Annotated in this window: 26 protein-coding genes and 2 pseudogenes; 9 read left to right on the plus strand and 19 right to left on the minus strand. The window is 70.8% G+C overall.

From position 1 onward, the window contains the following. The coding region (guaA, locus tag GEV28_RS19070) for a glutamine-hydrolyzing GMP synthase (protein ID WP_291413443.1) at positions 1 to 1,172 on the minus strand (1,172 nt) is incomplete at its 3' end. 42 nt (positions 1,173 to 1,214) lie between these two features. Between guaA and GEV28_RS19075 the strand changes: the two genes are divergently transcribed. Continuing rightward, positions 1,215 to 2,669 (plus strand): aldehyde dehydrogenase family protein, encoded by a 1,455-nt coding sequence (locus tag GEV28_RS19075; protein WP_291413444.1) that lies wholly within the window; start codon positions 1,215 to 1,217, stop codon positions 2,667 to 2,669. On the opposite strand, the gene GEV28_RS42420 is transcribed toward GEV28_RS19075, so the two are convergent. Genes GEV28_RS42420 through GEV28_RS19085 form a run of 3 tightly spaced genes read right to left on the minus strand, consistent with a single transcriptional unit; the run spans position 2,650 to position 4,702 of the window. After that, on the minus strand, positions 2,650 to 2,844 hold the full coding sequence (locus GEV28_RS42420; RefSeq protein ID WP_367115131.1) for a BBE domain-containing protein: 195 nt from the start codon (positions 2,842 to 2,844) through the stop codon (positions 2,650 to 2,652). The two genes, GEV28_RS19075 and GEV28_RS42420, sit on opposite strands and share 20 nt — an antisense overlap. Beyond that, positions 2,841 to 4,172: an FAD-binding oxidoreductase gene (locus GEV28_RS19080; RefSeq protein ID WP_367115132.1), complete on the minus strand. Its 1,332-nt coding sequence runs from the start codon at positions 4,170 to 4,172 to the stop codon at positions 2,841 to 2,843. Before GEV28_RS19080 ends, GEV28_RS42420 begins: the two co-directional genes overlap by 4 nt. A gap of 41 nt (positions 4,173 to 4,213) precedes the next feature. After that, the gene (locus tag GEV28_RS19085; RefSeq protein ID WP_291413445.1) at positions 4,214 to 4,702 is read right to left on the minus strand and encodes a hypothetical protein; all 489 of its coding nucleotides are present in this window, start codon (positions 4,700 to 4,702) and stop codon (positions 4,214 to 4,216) included. A gap of 150 nt (positions 4,703 to 4,852) precedes the next feature. On the opposite strand from GEV28_RS19085, the gene GEV28_RS19090 reads away from it, so the two are divergent. Beyond that, positions 4,853 to 5,809: a helix-turn-helix transcriptional regulator gene (locus GEV28_RS19090; RefSeq protein ID WP_291413446.1), complete on the plus strand. Its 957-nt coding sequence runs from the start codon at positions 4,853 to 4,855 to the stop codon at positions 5,807 to 5,809. Between the two features lie 28 nt (positions 5,810 to 5,837). Here GEV28_RS19090 and GEV28_RS19095 read toward each other — a convergent pair whose 3' ends face one another. Next, positions 5,838 to 7,391, minus strand: a complete 1,554-nt coding sequence (locus GEV28_RS19095) for an FAD-dependent monooxygenase (protein ID WP_291413447.1) — start codon at positions 7,389 to 7,391, stop codon at positions 5,838 to 5,840. A gap of 116 nt (positions 7,392 to 7,507) precedes the next feature. Between GEV28_RS19095 and GEV28_RS42425 the strand changes: the two are divergent. Together GEV28_RS42425 and GEV28_RS42430 are read left to right on the plus strand one after the other, a co-directional pair. Beyond that, positions 7,508 to 7,696: pseudogene (locus tag GEV28_RS42425) on the plus strand (SAM-dependent methyltransferase); the annotation flags it as partial. A gap of 76 nt (positions 7,697 to 7,772) precedes the next feature. Then, positions 7,773 to 8,327, plus strand: a complete 555-nt coding sequence (locus GEV28_RS42430; protein ID WP_367115133.1) for a hypothetical protein — start codon at positions 7,773 to 7,775, stop codon at positions 8,325 to 8,327. On the opposite strand, the gene GEV28_RS19105 is transcribed toward GEV28_RS42430, so the two are convergent. After that, positions 8,224 to 9,183 (minus strand): MBL fold metallo-hydrolase, encoded by a 960-nt coding sequence (locus tag GEV28_RS19105; RefSeq protein WP_291413448.1) that lies wholly within the window; start codon positions 9,181 to 9,183, stop codon positions 8,224 to 8,226. The two genes, GEV28_RS42430 and GEV28_RS19105, sit on opposite strands and share 104 nt — an antisense overlap. A gap of 107 nt (positions 9,184 to 9,290) precedes the next feature. Here GEV28_RS19105 and GEV28_RS19110 point away from each other — a divergent pair, with 107 nt between their 5' ends. Then, complete coding sequence (locus GEV28_RS19110) at positions 9,291 to 10,046, plus strand: Fic family protein (RefSeq protein WP_291413449.1); 756 nt, start codon at positions 9,291 to 9,293, stop codon at positions 10,044 to 10,046. On the opposite strand, the gene GEV28_RS19115 is transcribed toward GEV28_RS19110, so the two are convergent. Genes GEV28_RS19115 through guaB form a run of 4 tightly spaced genes read right to left on the minus strand, consistent with a single transcriptional unit; the run spans position 10,027 to position 15,437 of the window. After that, entirely contained in the window at positions 10,027 to 11,715 is a 1,689-nt protein-coding gene (locus tag GEV28_RS19115; RefSeq protein WP_291413450.1) for a GMC family oxidoreductase, read from the minus strand. The genes GEV28_RS19110 and GEV28_RS19115 overlap by 20 nt on opposite strands. 33 nt (positions 11,716 to 11,748) lie before the next feature. Next, positions 11,749 to 12,768: a GNAT family protein gene (locus tag GEV28_RS19120; protein ID WP_291413451.1), complete on the minus strand. Its 1,020-nt coding sequence runs from the start codon at positions 12,766 to 12,768 to the stop codon at positions 11,749 to 11,751. Further along, a complete protein-coding gene (locus tag GEV28_RS19125; RefSeq protein WP_291413452.1) occupies positions 12,765 to 13,910 on the minus strand; it encodes a GuaB3 family IMP dehydrogenase-related protein in 1,146 nt (381 codons plus the stop codon). Before GEV28_RS19125 ends, GEV28_RS19120 begins: the two co-directional genes overlap by 4 nt. A 24-nt stretch (positions 13,911 to 13,934) precedes the next feature. Further along, positions 13,935 to 15,437 (minus strand): IMP dehydrogenase, encoded by a 1,503-nt coding sequence (gene guaB / locus GEV28_RS19130; protein WP_291413453.1) that lies wholly within the window; start codon positions 15,435 to 15,437, stop codon positions 13,935 to 13,937. Between the two features lie 86 nt (positions 15,438 to 15,523). Here guaB and GEV28_RS19135 point away from each other — a divergent pair, with 86 nt between their 5' ends. Beyond that, positions 15,524 to 15,925: a DUF5319 domain-containing protein gene (locus tag GEV28_RS19135; protein WP_291413454.1), complete on the plus strand. Its 402-nt coding sequence runs from the start codon at positions 15,524 to 15,526 to the stop codon at positions 15,923 to 15,925. Positions 15,926 to 16,006: 81 nt separating this feature from the next. Here GEV28_RS19135 and GEV28_RS19140 read toward each other — a convergent pair whose 3' ends face one another. The 6 genes from GEV28_RS19140 to GEV28_RS19165 form a co-directional block, all read right to left on the minus strand. Further along, on the minus strand, positions 16,007 to 16,183 hold the full coding sequence (locus tag GEV28_RS19140; RefSeq protein ID WP_291413455.1) for a hypothetical protein: 177 nt from the start codon (positions 16,181 to 16,183) through the stop codon (positions 16,007 to 16,009). Positions 16,184 to 16,214: 31 nt separating this feature from the next. Continuing rightward, positions 16,215 to 17,129, minus strand: a complete 915-nt coding sequence (locus GEV28_RS19145; RefSeq protein ID WP_291413456.1) for an anti-sigma-D factor RsdA — start codon at positions 17,127 to 17,129, stop codon at positions 16,215 to 16,217. Positions 17,130 to 17,168: 39 nt separating this feature from the next. Then, the gene (locus GEV28_RS19150) at positions 17,169 to 17,741 is read right to left on the minus strand and encodes a sigma-70 family RNA polymerase sigma factor (protein ID WP_291413457.1); all 573 of its coding nucleotides are present in this window, start codon (positions 17,739 to 17,741) and stop codon (positions 17,169 to 17,171) included. A 278-nt stretch (positions 17,742 to 18,019) separates the two neighbouring features. Then, a complete protein-coding gene (locus GEV28_RS19155) occupies positions 18,020 to 18,616 on the minus strand; it encodes a response regulator transcription factor (protein ID WP_075129007.1) in 597 nt (198 codons plus the stop codon). Between the two features lie 122 nt (positions 18,617 to 18,738). Next, a complete protein-coding gene (locus GEV28_RS19160) occupies positions 18,739 to 19,566 on the minus strand; it encodes a hypothetical protein (protein ID WP_291413458.1) in 828 nt (275 codons plus the stop codon). Beyond that, positions 19,563 to 20,555 carry a MerR family transcriptional regulator gene (locus tag GEV28_RS19165; protein WP_367115134.1) on the minus strand — a complete coding sequence of 331 codons (993 nt, stop codon included), beginning with the start codon at positions 20,553 to 20,555 and terminating at the stop codon, positions 19,563 to 19,565. Before GEV28_RS19165 ends, GEV28_RS19160 begins: the two co-directional genes overlap by 4 nt. 223 nt (positions 20,556 to 20,778) lie before the next feature. Between GEV28_RS19165 and GEV28_RS19170 the strand changes: the two genes are divergently transcribed. Further along, on the plus strand, positions 20,779 to 21,078 hold the full coding sequence (locus GEV28_RS19170) for a WhiB family transcriptional regulator (protein WP_291413459.1): 300 nt from the start codon (positions 20,779 to 20,781) through the stop codon (positions 21,076 to 21,078). Between the two features lie 77 nt (positions 21,079 to 21,155). On the opposite strand, the gene groL is transcribed toward GEV28_RS19170, so the two are convergent. The 3 genes from groL to GEV28_RS19185 form a co-directional block, all read right to left on the minus strand. Further along, the gene (gene groL / locus GEV28_RS19175; protein WP_291413460.1) at positions 21,156 to 22,787 is read right to left on the minus strand and encodes a chaperonin GroEL; all 1,632 of its coding nucleotides are present in this window, start codon (positions 22,785 to 22,787) and stop codon (positions 21,156 to 21,158) included. Between the two features lie 80 nt (positions 22,788 to 22,867). After that, on the minus strand, positions 22,868 to 23,176 hold the full coding sequence (groES, locus tag GEV28_RS19180; protein ID WP_291413461.1) for a co-chaperone GroES: 309 nt from the start codon (positions 23,174 to 23,176) through the stop codon (positions 22,868 to 22,870). A gap of 150 nt (positions 23,177 to 23,326) precedes the next feature. Further along, positions 23,327 to 24,127, minus strand: coding sequence for a toll/interleukin-1 receptor domain-containing protein (locus tag GEV28_RS19185; protein WP_291413462.1), 801 nt, complete (start codon positions 24,125 to 24,127; stop codon positions 23,327 to 23,329). A gap of 111 nt (positions 24,128 to 24,238) precedes the next feature. On the opposite strand from GEV28_RS19185, the gene GEV28_RS19190 reads away from it, so the two are divergent. Together GEV28_RS19190 and GEV28_RS19195 are read left to right on the plus strand one after the other, a co-directional pair. Continuing rightward, positions 24,239 to 25,183 (plus strand): helix-turn-helix transcriptional regulator, encoded by a 945-nt coding sequence (locus GEV28_RS19190; RefSeq protein WP_291413463.1) that lies wholly within the window; start codon positions 24,239 to 24,241, stop codon positions 25,181 to 25,183. Positions 25,184 to 25,480: 297 nt separating this feature from the next. Then, positions 25,481 to 25,752: pseudogene (locus GEV28_RS19195) on the plus strand (PhoD-like phosphatase N-terminal domain-containing protein); the annotation flags it as partial. Positions 25,753 to 25,771 lie beyond the last annotated feature (19 nt).

The raw sequence follows: 25,771 nt of genomic DNA on the forward strand, positions 1-25,771 counted from the left end.
CGGTGCACGATCGTCTCCGGCAGGCCCAGCTCCAGGCCGACCCGCCGCACCTCGTCCTTGAACAGCTCGCGCAGCGGCTCGACCAGCTCGAACGTCAGGTCGTCCGGCAGCCCGCCCACGTTGTGGTGGCTCTTGATGTTCGCCGCCCCGGCCCCGCCGCCCGACTCGACGACGTCCGGGTACAGCGTGCCCTGGACGAGGAAGTCATACCGCGAGCCGGCCTGCAGATCCCGCTCGGCCTGCTCGAACACCCGGATGAACTCCCGGCCGATGATCTTGCGCTTCTGCTCCGGATCGGTCACCTCGGACAGCGCCGACAGGAACCGGTCGGCCGCGTCCACGGTCACCAGGTTCACCCCGGTCGCCGCCACGAAGTCCCGCTCCACCTGCCCGCGCTCGCCGGCCCGCAGCAGCCCGTGGTCGACGAACACACACGTCAACCGGTCGCCGATGGCCCGCTGCACCAAGGCCGCCGCCACCGCCGAGTCGACCCCGCCGGACAGCCCGCAGATCGCCCGCCCGTCGCCGACCTGGGCACGGATCCGCGCCACCTGCTCGTCCACAATGGACGCGATCGTCCACGAAGGACGCAGCCCCGCGATGTCGTGGACGAACCGGCGCAGCACCTCCTGGCCGTGCGGCGAGTGCGCCACCTCCGGGTGGTACTGCACCCCCGCGAGCCGCCGCGACACGTCCTCGAACGCGGCCACCGGGGCACCGTCGGAGCCCGCGGTGACGGTGAACCCCGGCGGCGCCTCGACCACGCTGTCCCCATGCGACATCCACACCGGGTGCCGCGCCGGGAGGTCTGCGTGCAGCACGCCGCCGGACGCGCCCAGCTCGGTGCGGCCGAACTCGCGCGTCCCGGTGTGCTCGACGGTCCCGCCGAGCGCCTGGGCCATCGCCTGGAAGCCGTAGCAGATGCCGAACACGGGCACCCCCGCGTCGAACAGCGCGGGGTCGACGGCCGGCGCGCCCTCGGAGTACACCGACGCCGGGCCCCCGGACAGCACGATCGCCAGCGGGTCGCGCGACAGCAGCGAGGCGACGCTCGCGGTGTGCGGCACGACCTCCGAGTACACCTGAGCCTCACGCACCCGACGGGCGATGAGCTGGGCATACTGCGCGCCGAAGTCGACCACGAGAACCGGCCGGTGCTGGTGTTGCGTCACAGGGAAAGCATGGCACGGGCCCGGGGAACTACGGTGGAGGGCATGAACGCGACAGAGCCGCACCTGCCTACCCCCCGGCCCGCCTTCATCGCCGGTCGCGCGGAGCAGAGTGACCAGACGCTCAGCGTGCACCACCCGTACGACGGCGACGAGATCGCGACGGTCTGCGTGCCCAGCGCCGGACAGGTCGAGCGTGCCGTGGCCGCCGCGGTGGCCGCCACGCGACCGTTCCGCACCACCCCCGCGCACGTGCGGGCCGCCGCGCTGGACCACGTGTCCCGCTCCATCGCGGCCAGGGCGGACGAGGTGGCGGAGATGATCACCGCGGAGAACGGCAAGCCGCTCAAGTGGGCGACCGTCGAGGTCACCCGCTGCGTGTCGACGTTCCGGTTCGCCGCGGAGGAGGCCCGCCGGTTCTCCGGCGAGCTGCAGCGGCTGGACACCGACCCCGCGGCCGAGGGCCGGATGGCGGTCGTGCGACGGGTCGCGCGCGGGCCGGTGCTCGGCATCGCGCCGTTCAACTTCCCGCTGAACCTGGTCGCGCACAAGATCGCCCCGGCCATCGCGGTCGGCGCGCCGATCATCGTGAAGCCCGCGCCGCGGACCCCGCTGTCCGCGCTGCTGCTGGGTGAGCTGCTGGCCGAGACCGACCTGCCCGAGGGTGCGTTCTCCGTGCTGGCGGTCGGCAACGAGGAGACGGTCGAGCTGGTCAAGGACCCGCGGCTGCCGGTGGTGTCGTTCACCGGCTCCGGCCCGGTCGGCTGGTCGATCATGGACTCCGCGCCGCGCAAGCAGGTCGTGCTCGAGCTCGGCGGCAACGGCGCCGCGGTCGTCTGCGCCGACTGGCCGGACCTCGACTTCGCGGCCAAGCGGATCGCGACGTTCGGCAACTACCAGGCCGGCCAGTCGTGCATCGCCGTGCAGCGGGTGCTGGTCGACCACGCCGTGGCGAACACGTTCGTGCCGAAGCTGCTCGACGCGATCGGCGCGCTGCGCACCGGCGACCCGCACGACCCGGACGTCGAGGTCGGCCCGCTGGTCGACGAGGCGGCCGCGGAGCGCGTCGAGAGCTGGGTCAACGAGGCGGTGTCGGCCGGCGGCACGCTGCTGGCGGGCGGCAAGCGCGACGGCGCGTCGCTGGAGCCCACCGTGCTCTCCGGGGTCCCGCACGACGCGAAGTGCTGGGCCGAGGAGGTCTTCGGCCCGGTGCTGGTCGTGTCGGTCACCGACGGGGTGGACGACGCGTTCGCGCAGGTCAACGACTCGCGGTACGGCCTGCAGGCCGGCGTGTTCACCAAGGACGTCCAGGTGGCCTTCCGGGCCCGCGCGGAGCTCGACGTGGGCGGCGTCATCGTGGGCGACGTGCCGTCGTTCCGCGCGGACCAGATGCCCTACGGCGGCGTGAAGGGCTCCGGCTTCGGCCGCGAGGGCATCCGCAGCGCGATGGCCGACCTCACCGAGGAGCGGATCATGGTGCTCACCGGTTTGGAGCTTTGAGCCCCTGGGCGAAGGCGAACACGCCGTCCGGGTCGTAGGTCTCGGCCACCTCGCGCAGCCGGGGCAGGTTGGCGCCGTAGTAGGCGTTGGCCCAGTCCGGCAGGCCCGGGTCGATGTAGTTGACGTACCCGTGCGCGCCGGCCACCGCACCGAGGCCGTCGCGCACCTCGCTCACCTGGCGGCTCGCGGCGTCCCGGCCGGCGCCGGTGTTCGCGTAGATCTGCGCGCTCGCCAGCGCGCTCCGGTGCGGGAACGCGGTGGCGTCCGGCGCGATGCGCGACACCGCGCCACCCAACGAGTCGAGCAGCAGGTCCAACCCCGAGCGGCCGTCCAGCAGCGCGACGACCGCCGCCGGGTCGGCCGGCTTCTCCAGGATCCGCGACGACGCGACGAACGACTCCCGCCCCAGCACCCGCCCTCCGACTCCGGGTGGCACTGCGCCACGCCGCGCTGCGAGCAGCCGCCGAAGTACCGCATCGCGTCCAGATAGGACTTGCCGGTGACGAACCGCGACGACGCGGCGAGTCCCAGCCGCGCCAACTGCCGCTCGCACCCGCCGGCCGACCCGACGAAGCACCCGCCCACCCGCGCGGTCGGCGGCGAGCCGGCCGAGACCACGCAGTTCGTCCACAGCTCGTCCGGCAGGTCCGCCACCCACGACTGCCACGCGCCCAGCACGTCCGCCGCGCCCCCGCCGAACCGCAGCGAGAACACCGTCAGCGCCGGGGCCGGCGCGGTGGCGAAGGTGAACGACGTGACGATCCCGAAGTTCCCGCCGCCCCCGCCGCGCAGCGCCCAGAACAGGTCCGGCTCCGCGTCGGCCGACGCGGTGACCAGCCTGCCGTCGGCCGTGACGACCTGCGCCGACACCAGCTGGTCGCAGGTCAGGCCGTACTTGCGGGCGAGGACGCCGATGCCGCCGCCCAGCGTCAGCCCGCCGATGCCGACCGTCGGGCAGGACCCGGCCGGCAGGCACCGGCCCGCCTCGGCGAGTCCCGCGTAGACGTCGATCAGCCGCGTCCCCGCGCCGATCACCGCGACGCCGTCCGGCGATGTGTCCACTCCGGACATCGGGTGCAGGTCGACGACCAGCGCGTTGTCCGGGCTGCTGTAGCCGGCGTAGCTGTGCCCGCCGGACCGCGCGGCGATCGGCATCCGCGCCTTCGCGGCGACGTCCACGCAGGCCCGCACGTCCTCCGGCCGGGTACAGCGTGCGACGGCGGCGGGCTTGCGCGTGTCGAACAGCGGGTTGTACACCTGCGCCGCGGCCGGGTAGCCGGCCTCGCCCGGGAGCACCAGCCCGCCAGGCAGCTTGGCCCGCAACGTGTTCCAGTCCGGCGGTACCGGCTTCGGCGGGCTCGATGGCGTCGGCGACGGCGGTGTGGTGGGTGCGGGCGTGCCCGCCGTGCCGGACGGCGACCCGGTGCACCCGGCCGCGGCACCCACCGTGCCGACCACTGTGCTGACCGCGGCCGCGGCGAGGAACGTTCGTCTACTGATCAAGGCCCCGACACCTCCCCCTGCCCAGACGTATGGGTAGGTGATCAGGTTGCCGGAGCGGACGCGCCCGCGCTGCCCACGTACAGCCACCGGCCCTCGAACTTCACGAACATCAGCGAGCGGCGCTCGCCGGCGGCCATGCCGGGCGTGCGGTAGGAGACCTCCATCGCGCCGGGCACGGCCGCCTCGGAGGCCTTGCCGAACACGGCGCCGTCGAGCTGCGCGGCGAGGTCGGCCATGCTGGCGAGGATCAGCCGCTTGGCCTCGTCGACCTGCTGAGCGACGCCCGCGCCTTGCTGCGCCACGCACGTCGGGTCGTCGAGGCAGGTCAGCTCCAGCAGCGCCTCGCCGTCGCCGGCCGCCGCCGCCCTCGCGAACGACTCGGCGGCACGCTCCGGCGTGCTGAGGTCGTAGCCCGACTCGGCGTCGGGGGTCTCGACCGGCGCGTCGTTCGCGGTAAGCACCAGCGTCACGACGACCGCGGCGACGAGCACCGCGACGGCAAGGATCACCCAGGGCAGCCTCTTCTTCATCGTTGGCGCAACTTAGCAGTGTTGCCCCGCCGGCACGCCGGCTCCGTCCGCGTGAACCTGCCCAGCGGAATGCGGCACTCTGCGGGGTCGCGTTCTAGCGTGGGACAACACGTGGACGGCACGTGGTAGTCGAGTGACGAGGAGTGCGCGATGTTCGATCTGGAGCCCACCGTCCGGTCCCGCGAGCTCGGGCTGGCACTACAGAAGGCAGCGGACGCCAAGGGCTTCAACGGCCGGCAGCTCGCGCTGGCGCTGAAGTGGACGCCCAGCCGGATCAGCCGGCTGTTCAGCGGCAAGCGCGGGGCGAAGCTGGTGGACATCGCCGCGCTGCTTGCCAAGTGCGACGTCACCGGCGCCCGCCGCGATGAGCTGCTGGAGTTGGCAGAACGCGCCTTCGAACCAAGTTGGTGGGTGGAGTTCGGCGAGTGCCTTCCGATACGGCTCACCACCCTGAGCAACAACGAGGACGCGGCCACCGCGATCACCGGCTTCGATCCGGGGCGTGTACCAGGCCTATTGCAGACCAAGAGTTACATGACCGCGCTCATGGAATCCATGCCATTCATCCCGAAGGAGGAGATCCCGGAACGCGTGGCTCTGCGGACCAAACGCCAGGACCGCCACGATCAACACAATCCGCCCAAGTGCCGGTTCTTCATCGACGAGCACGTGGTGACCCGCACCGGGGCCGGCCGCCACATCATGTCCGACCAGGTCCATCACCTGTTGCGGCTGGCCGTGCGGCCAAACCTCCACCTCCGAGTTGTACCCGACGCAGGCGGCTTCCACAGCAGCCACCAGCCGTTCCACTTGATGGAGTTCGCCGAACTGAATCCCGCAGTCTGGCTCGAGAATCTCAACTCCGCGGCCCTCCTCGAACAGCAGGACACCATCGCCGGCTACCGACTCACGGTGGCCGATCTGGACAGAGTTGCGCTGGACGAGGAACAGTCCCGAGCGTGGCTTGCCACCGTGGCAACCGTTCTCAGCCATCCCCAGGACGAGCATGAGAGGTATGCCGCGCCCGGCCGGCCCGGTGTGAGGAAGGAGTTCCATCTTGAGGCGGAGCTGCGTCGAAAGGGCGTGACGGGAGATTTCCTTCCGTAGCCCGGGAAGCCGCCGTCGATCTGCCTCGCTAGCCCCAGCCGGTGGCGCGCCGCAGCGCCGCCGTCACGAGCGGGCCGATCGGCTCCGGCGGCTCGGGTTCCCGGAGCACGGCAGCGAGGTGCCCGTCCGGCCGGACGACCACCAGCGAGCGCGGCCGCAGCCGCAGGGCCTGGACGAGGTGGTCGTCCTCCTCCTGGTCGAGCGGGACCGGCTGCCCGACCAGCTCGCGCTCCCAGTCGTCAGCCGGCCGCCACGGGCACCAGTGGGTGAGTACCACGAACCGGGGCCCGACCAGCTCGCGCAGCCGCATGCCGCGGTCGAGCCGGCCGTCCGGGCAGAGCACGCCCGCCACCGGTGGCCGCGCGGCGCCGGGCTCGCGCGGGAACCGCACCAGCCGGTCGCCGGTGGTCAGCGGCGAGTCGACGTACCAGAACGGTTCGGCGAGCTTTCCCGAGTCGATCTCCGTGCGGGCGTCCGGGTCGTCGACGGCGCGTTCCAGGACGTTGACTCGCCTGGCCTTCTCGGCGTCGGTCTGCGGCACGAGAAACCGCATGGTGTCGCCGGTGATCCGGAGGTTCTCCTCGGCGGCGGCCCCCCGTTCGAGGTGATAGGACTCGAGCAGTCCGGGCCCGGCGCGCCCTTGTCCGGCGAGCACGATCTTCCAGACGGCGTTGTCCGCGTCGGCGACTCCGGAGTTGAGCCCTCGGGCGCCGAACGGGCTCATGGCGTGTGCGGCGTCGCCGGCGAGCAGGATCCGGCCGACCCGCATGCGCGAGGCCATCCGCTGGTGGAAACGGTAGACCGACAGCCAGACGATGTCGTAGCCCCGATCGCCGACGACCGCGCGGATGCGCTCGTCCAGCCCTCCGTTGTCGCGTTCGGTGGCCAGGTCGAACTGGTCCGGCACCTGCCAGTCGATCCGCCAGACCCCGTGCGGCTGCGGGTGCAGTAGGACCTGCCGGCCCGGGTTCCACGGCGGGTCGAAGTAGAACCGCCGCTCCGGCACCGAGTAGCCGAGCTCGGCCCGGATGTCGGCGATGAGGAACTTGTCGGAGAACGACATCCCGTCGAACGCGAGCCCGAGCGCGTGCCGAACGGCCGACCGCTGCCCGTCCGCCGCGATCAGGTGCGACCCGCGAACGACCCCGCCGCGGGTGGCGACGTCGACCCCGTGGTCGTCCTGCGCGACGGAGGTGACCTCCTGGCCCCACCGCACCTCGATGAGCGGCTCCTCGGCGAGGCGCTGCTCCAGCAGCAGCTCGACGACGGACTGCGGGGTGTTGACGAACGGCGGGAAGGCGCTGTCGCCGACCTCGGGGAAGGTGATCTCGAGGACCTGGTGCTCGCGGAAGTAGGTCCGGCCGCGGGTCCAGGTGACCCCGGCGTCGGCGACGAGCGCGCCGACGCCGACCCGTTCGAGGATGTCGAGCACGTCGCGCTGCACGCAGATGGACCGGCTCCCCACCGCGACCCGCCGAGGCTGCGCCTCCAGCACGACGCTGGCCACCCCGTGCCGAGCCAGCAGCAGCGCCCCGACCATCCCGACCGGCCCCGCCCCCGCGATGACCACCGGCTCCGACATCCCACTCCCTCCGCTGCCTGCCCCCGGTCTGCCCGCGACGACCCGAGAACTCGGTCGCGACTCTACGGAGCCCCTGGCACAGTGCACCCGTGCCCGAGATCTACTTCGACGAACGGATGGCCAAGGGGTACGACACCACATGGGCGAACCTGTTCGACCCGGCGGTCGTCGACCCGGCGGTGAGCTTCCTGGCCGATCTGGCGGGAGCGGGCGCCGCTCTCGAGCTCGGCGTCGGTACCGGTCGTATCGCGTTACCGCTGCGTGGGCGGGGCGTTCGCGTGCACGGGATCGAGCTGTCGCCGGCCATGGTCGAGCGGCTGCGGGCGAAACCGGGCGCGGCCGACATCGGTGTGACGATCGGCGACTTCGCGACCACCCAGGGTGGGCGGGACGTTCACGCTCGCTTACCTCGTGCGCAACACGATCACCAACCTGACCACGCAGGACGAACAGGTGGAGTGCTTCCGCAACGTCGCCGCGCAGCTGGAACCCGGCGGATGCTTCGTCATCGAGGTGTACATCCCGGCGCTCCAACGGCTCCCGCCCGGCGAGACGTTCCACGCGTTCACCGTGACGCCGACGCATCTCGGTTTCGAGGAGTACGACATCGCGGCGCAGATCGCTTTCTCCCACCACTACTGGGTGGTCGACGGCGAGCTCGAGACCTTCTCCTCGCCGCACCGCTACGTATGGCCGTCCGAGCTGGACCTGATGGCACGACTCGCCGGGATGACCTTGCGCGACCGCTGGAGCGGTTGGCAGCGCGAGCCCTTCACGAGCGCCAGCACCACGCACGTCTCGGTCTGGGAGAATGCGACGTGGCGGGGCCCGGTCAGCCGTCCTGCAATGCCGCCCACACCTCGCGGTCGCGCTCGGCGGTCCAGATGCGCGGCCAGTCGACGCCGTCGAGCTCGTCCCAGTGGCGCTGCACGTTGAACGGCAGGCAGTGCTCGAAGATCGGCCACCCGCCGAACCGGGACGCGAGTGCCGCATGCGCGGCCGCGAACGCCTCGGCCAGACTCCCCCGGGCGGCATGCACGGAGCCGACGGTGCGGCGCAGCTCGTCGAGGAAGTGCCGGCTCTGCGCGATGGCCGCCGCGACCTCCTCCTCGCCCCGCGCGACGGCGCCCCGCCCGCCGACGAGCGCGGTCGCGCCGAAGGCCGCCACGTTGTCCAATGTGGACGTCGCCCAGTCCCGGTGGAACGCGTCGCCGGTGTAGAGGGCGGCCCGCGCCTCGACGAGGTCGCCGGCGAAGAGGATCCGCTCGTCCGGCAGCCACGCGACGATGTCGCCGGCCGTGTGCCCGCGCCCGCAGTACTTCAGGACCAGCTCACGGCCGTTGCCGAGCGGGATGGTCATGCGGTCGGAGAAGGTGAGCGTGGGCCTGGTGAGCCCCGGGATCGAGGAGGGTTCCTCGAACAGCCGAGGCATCCGCCCGAGCTCGGAGTCCCAGTCCGCCTGCCCGCGCTCGGCGATCAGCCGCCGGGTCTGCTCATGCGTGATGATCTCGCCCGCCTCGAAGGCGCTGGCCCCGAGCACCCGCACCGCGTGATAGTGGCTGAGTACGAGGTAGCGCACCGGTTTGTCGGTCCGCTCCCGCAACCGCGCGAGCCACCGCCGCGCCGCGACGGGCGTGGCCCGAGCCTCGAAGCAGACGAGGAAGTCCTCCGCCTCGATGGCCCCGACGTTGGGATCCCCGTCCGCGGTGAGCGCGTGGACACCGGGCGCGAGCTCGGTGAACGTCTCGGTCTTGGCCTCGGTGTCCGCACTGGACGCAAACGCTTTCGCCACGCCCCCACCCTGCCACCCTTCGCCGGGTGATGGCACATGCGCGGATGAACAGTTCATCCGTGCATGTTCACGAATGATCCGTGCATGTTGACGAATGATTCGTCAACATGCAGAAAAGTCCTGGGCTGTACCGAAAGAAGTCGATCTACGTCCATGACGACGAGCGTGGCACCATCGTCTACGAAGGCCCCGACGCCGACATCGTTCCCGGGCTGATGGGCGAACTCGTCGATGTCGTCCCAGCCGGGACCGACGCACCCGTGTTCGTGCGCGCCGCGATGGCTCACCTGAACCTGGTGATGATCCACCCCTTCCGTGACGGCAACGGGCGCATGGCGCGCGCACTGCAGACTCTTGTACTGGCCAGAGAGAAAATTCTGACGCCGGAGTTCAGCAGCATCGAGGAATGGCTCGGCCGCAACACCAACGCCTACTACGATGTGCTGGCCGGGGTCGGCCGAGGAAGGTGGAGTCCCGGCCGCGACGCGACGCCGTGGGTCAAGTTCAACCTGATGGCTCACCACATGCAAGCGCAGACCGTGCTGCGTCGTATCGACGAAGCCAGCCGGATGTGGGTACGAATCGACGAGTTGCTTGCGAGCAAACACCTTCCCGAGCGGGCAGGGTTCGCGATCTACGACGCGCTGCTCGGTCTCAAGGTGCGCCGGGCGGGCTATGCGCGGGAAGCCGGTCTCGAGCCTCCTACCGCGGCCAGGGATCTGAGAATGATGGTGGCGGCCAAGTTGCTCGAACCGGTCGGTGAGACACGAGGCCGCGTCTATGTCGCGACGAACGACCTCCGGGCCGTTCGAAACGAGATAGCCGCCGGGCGCGTACGTCCGGTCAACCCGTACGGCAACTGATGAGCGCGGCCGGTGCCGCCGACGGGACCACCGGGTTCGCCGGTGCCACCGGGGCCAGCCGCGAGTACGGAGCCCCCTGGGCCGGCCGCGGGTCTGGCTCGCCCTTGTTGGGCCAGAAGGAGAACGCCCGCTCGGCCTGGGCGGTGATCGTCAGCGACGGGTTCACACCGAGGTTCGCCGAGATCGCCGAGCCGTCCACAACGGACAGACCGGGATAACCATGAACCCGGTGGTACGGGTCGATCACACCCTCGGCGGCCGACGAGCCGATCGGGCAGCCGCCGATGAAATGGGCGGTCAGCGGGATGTTGAACACCTCGCCCCAGGTGCCGCCGGCCATCCCGTCGATGTGCCGGGCCGCGGACTGGTTGGCGTCGTAGCCCGCCTGGATGAACGCCGGGTTCGGTTCGCCGTGGCCCTGGCGGGACGTGTACCTGCGGCGGCCGAACAGGCCCCGCTTGGTGTAGGTGGTGATGGAGTTGTCCAGGCTCTGCATCACCAGCAGGATCACCGTTCGCTCGCTCCAGCGGTGCACCCGCAGCAGCTGCGCGGACTTCACCGGGTGCCGCGCCAGGAAACGGAGTGCCTGGAGCCATCGGGGCGCCGACGCGGCGCCGTCCGTCGCGACCGTCTGCAGCAGGCCCATCGCGTTGCTGCCCCGGCCGTAGCGGACCGGCTCGATGTGGGTGATCTCGTCGGGGTGGATGGACGACGTGATGGCCACGCCGCGGCTGAAGTCCCGGGACGGGTCGACGGTCGGCCGGGCCGCGCCGATGATCGACTCCGAGTTCGTGCGGGTCAGCTCGCCCAGCCGCGGCGACAGCGACGGCAGGACGCCGGTGTCGCGCATCGAGTGCAGCAGCCGCTGCGTCCCCCAGGTACCCGCGGCCAACACGACCCGCGACGCACTGACCGTCGCGCGCACCCGACGGCCCGTGCGGCGCAGGTCCACGTCGAAGCCGCCGGCGGAACGCGGCCGGACGGCGGTGACCGTGGTGAGCGGCAGGACCTTCGCGCCGGCCTGCTCGGCCAGGTACAGGTAGTTCTTCACCAGCGTGTTCTTGGCGCCGACCCGGCAGCCCGTCATGCACGAGCCGCATTCGGTGCACCCCGTCCGAGCGGGGCCCACGCCGCCGAAGTACGGGTCCGGCACCGACTCGCCCGGTGAGCCGAAGTACACGCCGACCGGGGTCGGGTGGAACGTCTCGGGCACGCCCAGGTCCACGGCGACCTTCCGCATCACCTCGTCGGACGGGGTGATCGTCGGGTTCGCCACGACGCCGAACATCTTCGACGCCTGGTCGTAGTGCGGCGCGAGCTCGGACTCCCAGTCGGTGATGTGCGCCCACTGCCGGTCCGCGTAGAAGGGCTTCAGCGGCCGGTAGAGCGTGTTCGCGTAGACGAGGGAGCCGCCGCCGACGCCGGAGCCCGCGAGGATCATCACGTCCTTCAGCAGGTGGATCCGCTGGATCCCGAAGCACCCGAGCGCCGGCGCCCACAGGTATCTGCGCAGGTCCCACGACGTCGTGGCGAACTCGTCGTCCGCGAAACGGCGGCCGGCCTCGACCACCGCGACCCGGTAGCCCTTCTCGGTGAGCCGCAGCGCCGCGACGCTGCCCCCGAACCCGGAACCGACAACCACCACGTCGTAGTCCATGTCGCCGTCCATGCGGACGAGGTTAGTTCGACCGCCCGACGAAAGCTACTGGTCAGTACGAAGCATCCCGTAGTGCACCAGGTCGTGCCGCTCCCCGCCGCGCAGCTGCGTCCCGCGCAGCACGCCCTCGCGCCGGAAACCCGCGCGCTCCAACGCCCGCTGCTCGGCGACGTTCTCGATGTCGGTGCCCGCCTCGATCCGGTCGATCTCGGTGGTGGCGAACAGGTGCTCGGCCAGCAGCCGCTGCGCGACCGTACCGACACCCCGGCCGCGCGCCGACGGCAGCAGGCCGATCCCGATGTTCCACGCCGAGCAGCCGAGCGTGCCGCCGTAGTCGACCGCGTGCCAGGTGACGCCGCCGAGCAACGCGCCGCTCTCCGTATCCAGCACGGTGAGCAGCGAGCTGCGCGAGGCCGCCGCCACCCGGGGCCGGTCGTCCTGGTCGATCTCGAAGTCGCCGGCCGCCTCGACGTAGAACTTCTCCCGCTCACCCTCCACCGGCCGGACCAGCGCGACCCCGTCGCGCTCGGCCACGATCACCCGCCCTGCGCCCGGTTCCGCTCGGACCAGGTCCGAGCGGAGCAGGCCGAACGACACCATGTCGTGCCGCGCGCCACCACGCACGTGCGCGCCGCGAACCACGCCCTCGGGGCGCAGCCCCGCCCGGGTGAGCGCCCGCTGCGCCGGCACGTTCTCGACGTCTGTCTCCGCCTCGATCCGGTCGACCTCGGTGGTGGCGATCAGGTACTGGACCAGCACCCGCAGCGCCAGGGCGCCCAGCCCCCGGCCGCGCGCGGCCGGCACGAGGCCGATGCCGATGTTCCACGCGGTGCACCCGAAGGTGCGCCCGTAGCCGGTGGCATGCCAGCTCACCGAGCCCACCAGCTCGTCGCCCGCGACCACCCCGAGCCGGCGGACCGCCGGCACGTAGGCGGGCGGCCGGGCGTCCTCGTCGACGTCGTAGGCGCCGCCGTCCTCCTCGGCGTCGAGCTGGTCCTTGTCCTCGGCAGTCAGCTCGACCAGGACCAGGTCACCGGACTCGGCCACCCCATCGCGGCGGGTCATGAGCGCACCGTCAGGCCGACCTTCTGGAACTCCTTCACGTCGGAGTAGCCCGTCTTGGCCATCGCCCGGCGCAGCGCGCCGAACAGGTTGACCAGCCCTTCGGCGTCCGAGGACGGCCCGAACAGCAGGGTGCGCAGGTCGACGAGCTCCTCGACGTCGGCCACCGGCTCGACCCGGCTGCGGGGCAGCGACGGGTGCGCGGCCGCGGCCGTCCAGTACAGGCCCTTCCCGGGCGCCTCGGTGGCCAGCGCGAGCGGCGAGCCCAGCATCACCGCGTCCGCGCCGCACGCGATCGACTTGGCGATGTCGCCGCTGACGTCCACGCCGCCGTCGGCGATGACGTGCACGTACCGGCCGCCGGTCTCGTCGAGGTAGTCCCGGCGCGCGGCGGCCGCGTCGACGATGGCCGTGGCCATGGGCACGCCGATGCCGAGCACGCTGTCGGTGGTGGTGACCGGGCCGGAGCCGTAGCCGACGATGACGCCCGCAGCGCCGGTGCGCATGAGGTGCATGGCGGTGCGGTAGTCGTGCACGCCGCCCGCGACGACCGGCACGTCGAGGTCGGCGATGAAGCTCTTGAGGTTGAGCGGCTCGCCGCCCTTGGACACGTGCTCGGCGGACACGATGGTGCCCTGCACGACCAGGATCTCCACCCCCGCGGCGAGCAGGTCCGGGGTGAGCTCGGTGGCGCGCTGCGGGCTCACCCGCGCGGCCGCGGTGACGCCGGCCTCGGTGACCTGCTTGATCGCCTCCGCGATGAGCTCGGGCCGGATCGGCGCGGCGTGCAGCTCCTGCAGGACCCGGGTGAGCGCGGTGAGGTCGGCCGCCGTGTCGAAGGAGCCGGCCGCCTCCTGGACCTTCGCCAGCGCCTCGTCGACGTTCGGGTGCCGTGCCCACAGGCCCTCGGCGTTGAGCACGCCCAGCCCGCCGAGCCCGCCCACGGCGACCGCGGTGGCCGGGGACACGACCGCGTCCGTGGGGTGGGTGATCAGCGGGATGTCGAACCGGTAGGCGTCGATCTGCCACGCGGTGGACACGTCCTGGGAGGAGCGGGTCCGGCGGGACGGGACGATCTCCACCTCGTCCAGCCCGAAGGCACGCCGGGCCGTCCGGCCCATGCCGATCTCGACAAGATCCCGCACTGTGGTCGTCCTTCCGAGCGCGCCTCAGCGCGTGGTGTAGTTGGGGGCCTCGACGGTCATCGTCACGTCGTGCGGGTGGCTCTCCTTGAGCCCGGCCGCCGTGATGCGCACGAGCTGGGCGTTCTGCAGGTCGGCGACGGTGCGCGAGCCGGTGTAGCCCATGCCCGACCGCAGGCCGCCGACCAGCTGGTGCACGACCTGGGACAGCGGGCCGCGGAAGGGGATCCGCCCCTCCACGCCCTCCGGCACCAGCTTGTCCTCGCTGAGCACGTCGTCCTGGAAGTAGCGGTCCTTCGAGTAGGACCGGGTCGCGCCGCGGGACTGCATGGCGGCGAGCGAGCCCATGCCGCGGTAGGTCTTGAACTGCTTGCCGTTGACCAGGATCACGTCGCCCGGCGACTCGGCCGTGCCGGCGAGCAGGCTGCCGAGCATGACCGCCGACGCGCCGGACGCGATGGCCTTGGCGATGTCGCCGGAGTGCTGGATGCCGCCGTCGCCGATGACCGGGATGCCGGCCGGGCGGCAGGCGAGGTCGGCGTTGTAGATCGCGGTGATCTGCGGGACGCCGACGCCGGCGACCACCCGGGTGGTGCAGATGGAGCCGGGGCCGACGCCGACCTTGACGCCGTCGGCGCCCGCCTCGACCAGCGCCTGCGCCCCGGCCCGGGTGGCGACGTTGCCGCCGACGATGTCGACCGCGTCACCGAGCTCCTTCTTGAGACCGCGGACCATCTCGATGACGCCGCGGGAGTGGCCGTGCGCGGTGTCGACCATGAGCACGTCGACACCCGCGTCGACCAGGGTCATCGCCCGCTTGTAGGCGTCGTCGCCGACGCCGACCGCGGCACCGCAGATGAGCCGGCCGTCGGGATCCTTGGTGGCGTTGGGGAACTGCTCGGTCTTGACGAAGTCCTTGACCGTGATGAGGCCGCGGAGCATGCCGGCGCCGTCGATGATCGGGAGCTTCTCGACCTTGTGCCGGCGCAGCAGGCCCAGCGCCGCGTCCGCGCTCACCCCCACCTGGGCGGTGACGAGCGGGCCCTTGGTCATGACCTCGCTGACCTGGCGGGTGTGGTCGACCTCGAAGCGAATGTCCCGGTTGGTGATGATGCCCACGAGGGTGCCCTCGGCGTCGGTGACCGGGACGCCGGAGATGCGGTAGCGGGCGCAGAGCGCGTCGACCTCGGCGAGGGTGGCGGTGGGCAGGCAGGTGACCGGGTCGGTGACCATGCCGGCCTCGGAACGCTTGACGGTCTCGGCCTGCCGCGCGTGCTCCTCGATGGACAGGTTGCGCTGCAGGATGCCGATGCCGCCCTGCCGGGCCATGGCGATGGCCATGCGGGCCTCGGTGACCGTGTCCATGGCGGCGCTGACCAGCGGGATGCGCAGCGTGACGTTGCGGGTCAGCCTGGTGCTGGTGTCCACCTCGGACGGCACGACGTCGGACTCGGACGGCTGGAGCAGCACGTCGTCGAACGTGAGCCCGAGCGTGGCGAACTTGGCCGGGACTCCCTCAGCGGTGGTCATGCGGACCTTCCGTTTTCGCAGGCTGGACACCGATAACCCATGGTATCTGGACCACCCGACCACCCGGCCCGGTACCGTGCGAGGTCGTGAGGGACGACGCACTGCCGCCAGACCCGTTCGCGGGCGATCCGGACGACCCCGCGCGGGCGCTCGACAGTCCTGACGAGCCGGTCGACGAGACTGTCACCTCGCAGGAGCGCGCCGAGCTGCTGGCCGACCTGCGGGACCTGGCTGTATACCAGTCACTGCTCGAGCAACGCGCGGTCCGCGGTGTGGTCGTGGACTGCGCGGAGTGCCAGGAGCCGCATTACCACGACTGGGACCTGTTGCGAGCATCGCTGGAACAGCTGCTCAACGACGGCCGCATGCGCCCGCACGAGCCCGCCTTCGACCCGAACCCGGCGGCCTACGTGTCCTGGGAGTACTGCCGCGGCTTCACCGACGGCGTCACCGCGACCGCGAAGCGGGCGCTGACCCCGCAGAACTAGGGTCCCGCGCCGGAGCCGGCCACCGATGCCTCGAACGCGTCGCTCGGGACGCTGAACGCCCTGAGCGCGTCGTTCAGGGCATCAGGTCTCCGTCGCGGGGTCGTGGACGTGCCAGCCGTCCTCCTGGGTGCAGCGGCGGGCGACCAGGCGGCCGAGGGACTCCTTGACCAACGCCTGCGCCGCCTCCTCGATCAGCAGCGCACGACCGCCGCACTCCCCGCAGCGGGGAGCCTGGCTGTACACGTGACCTGCGATCATGGGCGCAAGCGTAGCTCGCGAGTGGTCGGGCTCAGCCGACCGGCTCGCCGGTCGGTTCCGCGGCCGCGGAGTCACCGCTCTCGGGGACGGACAGCGCTCCCAGGGGCTCTCCGCCGGACGGGCTGGCCGGCTCGTCGCCCGGCTCGCCGCTGCGGGGGCTCTCCTCGGTCGTGGTCGGCGGGTTGGTGGTGCTCGTGTCGTCCGGCGGCGTGCTCTCACTCGTGTCCGGCGAGGTGGAGGTCTGCGGATCGCCGGAACCGGTGCCCGGGTCGGTGCCCGGATCGGTGCCGCTGCCGGGGTTGTCGGTGGCGGTGCTCGGGTTGGGCTGTGGCGGCGACGGCGCCTCGCCGGACGGGTTGCCCGGGAGCTGCGCGAGCAGCTGTGCGTGCTGCTTCTCCAGGTCGTCCTTGCCCTCCTCCTTGGACACCGTGGGCAGTGCGGCGTGCGCGGCCTCGAGCTTGGACTTGGCCACGTCGAGGTCGCCGTCGGTGAGTGCGGCCTTGGCTTCGCGGAGGTCGGCCCTGACCGCCTGGGCGGCCTCGACCGAACGGGCGTGGTCGGCGTAGAGCACCTTGGTGAGCGCCCACAGCGTGTCGCCAGGCTGGGCGTTCTGCGCGGCGAGACCGACGCCGGCGAACGCCATCGCCAGCACGGCTGCCGCGGCGGCCACCGGCACGAGCAGGCGCGGGCGGCGCTTGCGGCGCAGCCGGGCGGCCTGGACGGTGACCGTGGCGAGCTTGTCGTCGATGAGCTCGCCGATGGGCTCGGTCTCGACGTCCTGGCGCCATGCCATCAGCAGCGCGCTCAACTGGTCGTCCGGCACCCCGTCCGGATCCTCCAGGTTCGCCCCACCGAGAAGGTCGAGATACTCGTCGTCGGCGTGAACCGACGAGAGATCGAAGTCGAAGTCGGAAGCGGCCTCGGCCGGCCGGTCATCCTGTGGCAAACCGGTACCCATTTCGCCTCGATCCCCTCGATCACCCATTCAGACCACCTCCTCCGCGGACAACGTCTTCCGCAACCGTGCGAGCGCGCGGTGCTGCGCCACCCGAACCGCTCCCGGCGTCGAGCCGACCGCCTCCGCGGTCTCCTCGGCCGAGAGTCCGACAACCACCCGCAGCAGTACGATGTCCCGCTGCTTGTCCGGAAGCACGTCCAGCAGATCACCCATCCGACGGCTGAGGTCGGCCTGCATGGCGCGCTGCTCCGGACCGGCATCGGTCTCCGGTTCATCTGGAACGTCGGCAACCGGCTCCGATCGGTTACGCCCAGCGGCTCGATGCGCGTCGGCGACCTTGTGCGCGGCGATGCCGTACACGAACGCCAGGAAAGGTCGTCCCTGGTCGCGGTAGCTGGGCAATGCCGTTAGCACCGCGAGACACACCTCCTGTGCGACGTCGTCTGCCGAAGCGAACGAACGCTCCTGCCTTCCCACACGCGCGCGGCAGTACCGCACGACCAGAGGCCGGATGGACGCAAGCACCCGGTCAATGGCGCGTGGATCACCCTCGACGGCAGCGCCAACTGAAGCGTCCAGTCCGTCCCCCAATGTGGTCATCGCAGCGAGCAGCCTCGGTGTTACGTGCAGGTACGGTCAGTCGGACATCACACTCGGTGAGGGGCTGTGCATTCCCTCACCCGGGTGTCACCCACCGTACCGCGCAACACAAACCGCTCCCTTATGCGCTGGTGAGCGACACGGTGTCGTTCCTCTGGGTGACCGACGTCCTACTCGCCGTCGGCCGGCCACCGTTTCAGGTGGGCCCGGACGCGCTGAACGACGCCTTCCCCGCATGGCGTGCGGGTGGGCGTCGTCCGGTGCGCGTGTGTCGAATATTACGAGACGAGACCTCGCCGGAAGCCGTGTGCGACGGCCTGGGCACGGTCGCGGACGCCGAGCTTGCGGAACAAGCGGCGGGCGTGGGTCTTCACCGTGTCCTCGGACAGGTAGAGCTCGCGGCCGATCTGGCCGTTGCTCTTGCCCATGGCCATGCCGCGGAGCACCTGGAGCTCGCGATCGGTGAGCTGCACGCCCGGATCGGACGGCTGCCGCGGCGCGGGCACCGAGGTGCTCGCGAGCGTGTGCGCGAGGGCGGCCACCAGCTCGGGACGCGAGGCGTCCCACCGGAGGTAGCCGCGGGCACCGCCGGCGATCGCGGCCGCGATGCTGCTGGCGTCGTCGGGAGCGCCGAACACGATCACGTTGGCCTGCGGGTTCGCCGAAACCAGACGGCGGGTCGCCTCAACCCCGGTCGGCACCGCGCGCTGGGTGCCGACTAGAACGACGTCGACCGGAGCGCGGGAGAACCTGGCGAGCAGCTCGTCACCGTGCGCTACGCAGTCGATGCGACTAACCCCTGGAACCGCGGACATGACACGGGTCAAGCCTTCCCGCACGCCGCGGCGGTCGTCGCAAATCAAGACCGTCGTCACGGGGACTCCTTCCTGCAGCCGAGTGACGTACTCCTCCCCTATCGGACGCTTCGAGGCGAACCTTGACACGATCTGGTGGTAATTCTTCCGACCAGTTCGCCCAGATGTCTGTACCCACCCCGTCACCCAGTTGGGCCAGCGAGCCGAGGCACCCACGGAGAGCGTTCGGCGAGCCGGCGACCGATCGGGTCGGTCCGACGCAACACGCTCTGTAAGACTAGGCCCGCGCACCGACAGAATTCGTCCGCTCGAGTGGCGTCCAACTCGGCCATGATCAACGCCCCCGGCCAGACCAGCGACAACAGGCCCAGATCGGTCGCGTCGGCCAGCGCCTGGCGCACGATCCGCTCCGCCCGCCCGGTCGTCCCGCGCGCCGCGAGCGCGGCCCCGAGCACCATCGAGGACTTGATCCGGTGCCGGACAGAGCCCTCCTGACCTGCGCGCACGGCCGCCCGCTCGGCGTAGGGCACCGCCTCCTCGGCTCGAGCGGCACTCAACTCGATCTCTGCCGAAACCCAGTCGGTGCGGACGGCGGCCCGCCAGCCCGCCCCCCGCGACCGGGCCGTGGCGACGAGCCGCCGCGCCTCGCCCAGCCGCGCGGCGCCGACCGCGTCGGCGGCGAGCCCGAGCAGGACGTCCGACCGGGCCTCGGCGATGCCCGGTGTGTCCGCGAGGCCGGCCAGGCGGGCGTGGCCCTCGGCGTCGAGCACCCGGGCGGTGGCGTGGCCGCCGAGCTGGCGACGGTGCGAGGCCAGCGTCGCGCAGGCGAGCGCGGCCAGCACGGGGTCCGGATGGCCGCGCAACCCGTCGAGGACGGTCGCGGCGGCCGCGTACCGCCCCTGGCCGCCGAGCACGACGGCGGCGAGCCACCGCTCGCGCGGGTCGGTTGGCGTTCGGGTGATGACGAGGTCCGGCCGGTGACCGAAGGCCGCGTCGGCCACGTCCGTCACGCGCCGACCAGCGACTTGATCCGGTGGACCGCGTCCGCCAGGTCCTCGAGCCGGTCCACCCGATCGGGCAGGTCGGTGGTGAACCAGCCGGGCCCGCAGGCGAACAGCCGTACCCGGGCCCTGGTGCGCGGCACCCGCTCGAACACGTCGGCCACGCCGTGGCGGGGCAGCTGGGCCCAGACCACGACCGCGGCCGGCCCGGTGCGGCGCACCGCGGCGGCCAGCGCCTCGGCCGGCAGGGCGGCGCCGAGCATCTGGGTGCCGACGCCGGCCGTGGCGAGCGCGGCGCGCAGTACATACAGAGGAAGGCTGTGCCGTTCGTCGGGCGCGCAGCACAGCAGGACCGGGCGCGGGTTGCGCGGCGCGGTCACCACGGGCGTCGCGCCGATCATCGCGGCCAGCGTGCACTCGTGGACCAGGTGCTCGACCTCGACGCACTCGCCGGACTGGGCCCACCGGGCGGCGAGCGCCGACAGGACCGGCCGCAGCACGTCGTCCCAGACCGCGACCACGCCGAGGTCGGTGACGCGGTCGGCGATGAGCTGCTGGGTGGCGACCGCGTCCATGGCCATCGCGGCCCGGCTCAGCCCGACCACCGCCGCCGACCGCGGGCCGACGTCCCGCAGCAGCGGCGGCAGGCCCGACTCGCGCGACTCGCGCGGGGCGAGCACCTGGACCTCGGGCTCGGTGGGGGCCTGCCGCAGCGCGTAGCTCGCCGCCTCCGCCGGGGTGGCACCGCGCAGGAGTGCCTGCTGCATCAGCTCGAGCCGGGCGACGTCGGCCGGGGCGTACCGGCGGTGCCGGCCGGTGGTGTGCTCGCGCGGGCCGATGCCGTACCGGCGGTCCCAGGTGCGCAGGGTGGCCGGCGCGACCCCGAGCCGCCGCGCGACGGCCGCGACCGGGAGCGTCGGCTCGTCCTGGAGCTCGTCGGTCCCATCGGTCCGGGTGCCCAGAAGCGAGAGCCCGCCGTTCGCGCCATGATCGCCCACGGACGCCTCCTTCGTCGCCACCCTCCCATCGTCGGGTGATCACTGGCGTCCGGCAACTGGATCGACGAACACGCTGCGTCTACCTGGCGAATCGATCGGCTGAATGTCCAGGCCAATGAGTCGATCACTCTTGAACAAGCATTGGCGCGGTTCTAGCGTTGGTTCCGCTGCACCGAATGGAGTAGTCGGTACGTACGAATTTCCGGCGAGGGAGGCGGTCACCATGGCGGACACTCGCAGGCTCCCCGGTCCCAACGCAGACGTCTGGGACTGGCAGCTCGAGGGCTCCTGCCGCGGCATGGACAGCGCGTTCTTCTTTCACCCCGATGGGGAACGCGGCCCGGCGAGAGCGCGACGTGAGGCCAGAGCGAAGGCGATCTGCCAGGCGTGTCCCGTGCTGGAGCTGTGCCGCCAGCACGCGCTGGCGGTGCACGAGCCGTACGGCATCTGGGGTGGCCTGTCCGAGGCGGAGCGGGAGGCCATCATCAAGCTCGAGAAGCGCACGCTGGCGGTGGCCACGTAGCGCTCCCGACCACGACGAACGCCGCGTCCGGTCGAGACCGGGCGCGGCGTTCGTCGTTCGCGTCTGTGTAGAAGGTGTCAGTAGCCCGGGCCGTGACCGTGCCCATGGCCATGACCGGCGGCCTCCGGCTCCTCTTCCTTCTTCTCCACCACGGATGCCTCCGTGGTGAGCAGCATCCGCGCGATGGACGCCGCGTTGGTGACCGCCGAGCGGGTGACCTTGACCGGGTCGACGACGCCGTCGGCGAGCAGGTCGCCGTAGGTCAGCTTGGCGGCGTTGAAGCCGTGACCCCACTCGAGCTCGCGCACCTTGGAAACGACCACCGGGCCCTCGAACCCGGCGTTGGCCGCGATCCACGACAGCGGGGAGGCGAGCGCGTCCCGCACGATCGCGATGCCGGTCGCGACGTCACCCGAGTAGGACTCCGCCAGCTTGACGAGGTCCTTGGCCGCGTGCACGAGCGACGAGCCGCCGCCGGGCACGATGCCCTCCTCGACCGCGGCCTTGGTGGCGGCGACCGCGTCCTCGATGCGGTGCTTGCGCTCGGCCAGCTCGGTCTCGGTGGCCGCGCCGACCCGGATGACCGCGACGCCGCCGGACAGCTTCGCCAGCCGCTCGGACAGCTTCTCCCGGTCCCAGTCGGAGTCGGTCGCCTCGATCTCCTTGCGGATCTGCTCGGCGCGCGCCTCGACCTCGGACTTGTTGCCGCCGCCGTCGACGATCGTGGTCTCGTCCTTGGAGACCACGATGCGACGGGCGGAGCCCAGCACGTCGAGGTCGACCTCGGACAGCTTCTTGCCCACGTCGGTGGACACCACGGTGGCGCCGGTGACGACCGCGAGGTCGTCGAGGAACGCCTTGCGCCGGTCGCCGAAGAACGGCGCCTTGACCGCGACCGCGTGGATCGTCTTGCGCACCGAGTTGACGACCAGGGTCGACAGCGCCTCGCCGTCCACGTCCTCGGCGACGATCAGCACCGGCTTGCCGGCTTGGGCGATCTTCTCGAGGATCGGCAGCAGGTCGTTGAGCGAGGAGATCTTCTCGCGGTGCAGCAGCACCGCGGTGTTCTCCAGCACCGCCTCCTGCGCCTCCAGGTCGGTGGCGAAGTGGGCGGAGATGTAGCCCTTGTCGAACTGCACGCCTTCGGTGATGACGAGCTCGGTGGCCAGCGTGGAGGACTCCTCCACGGTGATCACACCGTCCTCGCCGACCCTCTCGATGGCCTCGCCGAGCAGCGCGCCGATCGAGGCGTCGCGCGAGGCGACGGTGCCGACCTGGGCGATGTTGTCGCGACCCTTGACCGGGGTCGCCTTGCTCTTGAGCGCCTCGACGACGGCGTCGGCGGCGAGCTGCACGCCCTGGCCGAGTGCCATCGGGTTGGCGCCCGCGGCGACGTTGCGCATGCCGATCCGGACCATGGCCTGGGCGAGCACGGTGGCCGTGGTGGTGCCGTCACCGGCGACGTCGTTGGTCTTGGTGGCGACGTTCTTGGCGAACTGGGCGCCGAGGTTCTCGAACGCGTCTTCCAGCTCGATCTCGCGGGCGATCGTGACGCCGTCGTTGGTGACGGTCGGACCACCGAACTTCTTGGCCAGCACGACGTGCCGGCCGCGCGGGCCGAGCGTCACCCTGACCGCATCGGCGAGCTTGTTCACGCCGCGCTCGAGAGCCCGACGAGCGTCCTCGTCGAAGCTGATCTCTTTGGGCATGTCCTACCTTTCTTGGACACACAGCACCCCGGGACCCCCGTGGGGGCCACCGGGGCGCTGTGAGTGACTAACGCCAGGCGTCAGTTGACGACGGCCAGCACGTCGCGGGCGGAGAGGATCAAATAGTCCTCGCCGTTGTACTTGACCTCGGTGCCGCCGTACTTGGAGTAGATGACGACGTCGCCGACCGCCACGTCCAACGGGACGCGGTTGCCGTTGTCGTCGATCCGGCCCGGGCCGACGGCCAGAACCTTGCCCTCTTGGGGCTTCTCCTTGGCAGTGTCCGGGATGACAAGGCCAGATGCCGTCGTGGCCTCGGCCTCGCTCGCCTGGACAACAATCTTGTCCTCGAGCGGCTTGATGTTCACGCTCACCGCGGTGACCTCCACGGGTCTTTTCGAAAGCGTTGGCAGTTACCTGATCTTGCTTTGCGGCTCCTGCCACCCCGCCGTCGCGGGTGCCGGGGCGGTGTCGGTGCCGTACGGTTGGCACTCTACCCACGCGACTGCTAACCCTGCAACGAGGGTCCACCAACGCAGTCAATCCACCCAGATCGGCCGCCCGGACGTCGCCGTGCCCCTGGCTGCGTGAACCGCTTCGGCCGTGCGATCGAGCCACGCCGGCCGCACGCAGCAGCTCGATGATGAGCTCGAGTCTCCTGGCGAGGATGAGCAGCGCGACATGCCGGGTGAACTCGAGCTCGAACCCGTTCGCTGTACGGGCACAGCGGCACGGGAACGGTAGATGTCCCGCACCACCTCACGCACGCCGTGCACCACCTCGAGCCATGCCTCATCCGCGTTGGCCCAGGTACTGATGGGCCTCAGGTTCCGAGGCAGCGCCTGGAACCTTCCGAACGGCATATTTCGAAAATCGGCGGGCTTCACGATGACGGGAAGCACGCGAACGCCGTCCTCCGCACGGCCGCGCAACGCTTCGACCATTTCCTTCTCAAAACAGTAGACCGACGCGATGAAATCCGCGGTCACAAGCAGAATGACGATGTCCGCCTGCGCTAGCTCATTATTTATCTCACGCTTCCAGTCCGCTCCGGGCAGGATCACCCGGTTGCATCTGGGATTGATGAGCCCTTCCCGCACGAGCGGCGCGAGATGAACAGTGAGCCGGATCCTCTCGGCCTCGTCGACATGGGCATAGGAAACGAACACACGGCACGGCCCATCGCGCCCGAAACGGCCCTGGCCTGATCTGAGATGTCCGCCTCGGCCGTCCTCGGGGACCCCAACGACACCGCTGCCCGGCTCCCCAAATCCGGAGATCGTCATGTGTTCCACCATCCCTGGTCGCAGACTGTCGCCCACCTCGAGATCGATCGCCAAGTCAATTGCCTCTCATTGAATCTCTCCTTTAGGCGACCTGGCAAGCATGAACTTCTGCTTCAGATCCCCGAAGTTATACTTTGCAACGAGGCCGCCAGGTTGGACGATTAAGTGCACTCCACCGAGGAGGTTAAAGTGGTCGACCGGAAAGTCAAGCTGGAGGAAATGCTCAGCAGCTTGATCGAACGCGGTGGGTACAGTCGAAACCGTCAAGCGATACTGGAATCTGTCGGAGTCACAGCCGCCGCCCTGTCCCAGTACGTACGTGGTCACACTCGACCAAGCTTTCAGAGACTGGTGGCGCTGGCTGACTTCTTCGGTGTCAGTTTGGACTACCTCGTGTACGGCGAGCCGGTCAGCGCGCCGAGTGACAACGGTTCTCCGGCCAGGTACGTCGAGCGCGCGTTGGCAGACGTCCGGACCCAAGCCGGCAGGCACTCGGATCTGATGACCCGCATCGGCCGGGTGCTGGCCGACCACATCGACGTCGTGGCCCGAGAGCTTGCGGAGTCCCGGACGGCAGGTGTGGAAGGTCTGATCGAACAGGATGAGGCCCTGCGGGTCGAGCGTTACTGCCAGCAGGCGGACATCGTGGCCACCGACCTCGGCCCGGATGTCATCGCCATGCCTGGTGGTGATGCTGCGGCGGGCCAGTTCTTCCAGGTCGTCACAGCCAACCTCGCCAAGGGGTGCAAGTACCGGTTCTTGCTGGCCGGCGAACTGGGAACCCGTCCCGAAGTGGTGACCCGCTTCCGAGGCCTCGTCGCCGCGGTGGTGGGCGGGGACCAGCTCAACGAGAACTGCTCGTTCCGGCGGACCGTTCTCCCCGTCATGGGCGGCGCCGGCCTGTACAGGCTCGATGTCGCGCCACTCGCCATGGAGGAGCCAGCCCTGTTCACCCAGTTCAGCAAGTACTTGCTGAACGGCACCTGGCTCGGCTACCTCATCCGGCCTAACCAGGAATCCAATACGGACATGCTCATGAGCCCCAGTCACACCGAGCGTGCCTGCTGGGCATTCGATGCGTTATGGAATGCGGCTGGTGCGCACGTGTGAGGTACTGGGCTACCGTGCTGTCCGAAGTCGAGCATGCGGTCGGGGACCATGGTGGACGCCGTGTTCAACGAGTCGCCATCCACGGAAGAGTCGATGCCCCGTGGCCCGAATGCCATGGTCGGCAGGTAACCGGTCAGTTGGGCTTCTCGTTGTTCAATCAACGTGTAGGCGCACGTTTACTGGTTGCTACCGGTAGGCGACATCACCGGATTGTGAGGTTCTGAGAGTCACCCGATCAGGGAGGAGCTCGTGCCTGACCACCGGTCCCACGTCACTCGTCGTTCTGTTCTGCCTGGGATGCTGCTGCTGTCGGCCTCGGGGCTGCTGGGCTGGCGGGATGCCAGCGTCGCGGCGCCGCTCGGGGCGGGGCATTCGCACTTGCCCTCCGATCCGTTCACGCTCGGGGTTGCTTCCGGCGACCCGTGCAGCGAGAGCGTCGTGCTCTGGACTCGGCTCGCGCTCGAGCCGCTCACCGAGGACGGGCTCGGGGGTTGCCCGGGCGTGACCAGAAGGTCCAGTGGCAGATCGCCACGGATGAGCGGTTCCGGCACGTCGTCCGAGCCGGGTCCAGCACCGCGCGGGCGCTTG

The sequence above is a fragment of the Actinophytocola sp. genome (assembly GCF_009379765.1).
In the GTDB taxonomy this organism is placed as follows: Bacteria; Actinomycetota; Actinomycetes; order Mycobacteriales; family Pseudonocardiaceae; genus Actinophytocola.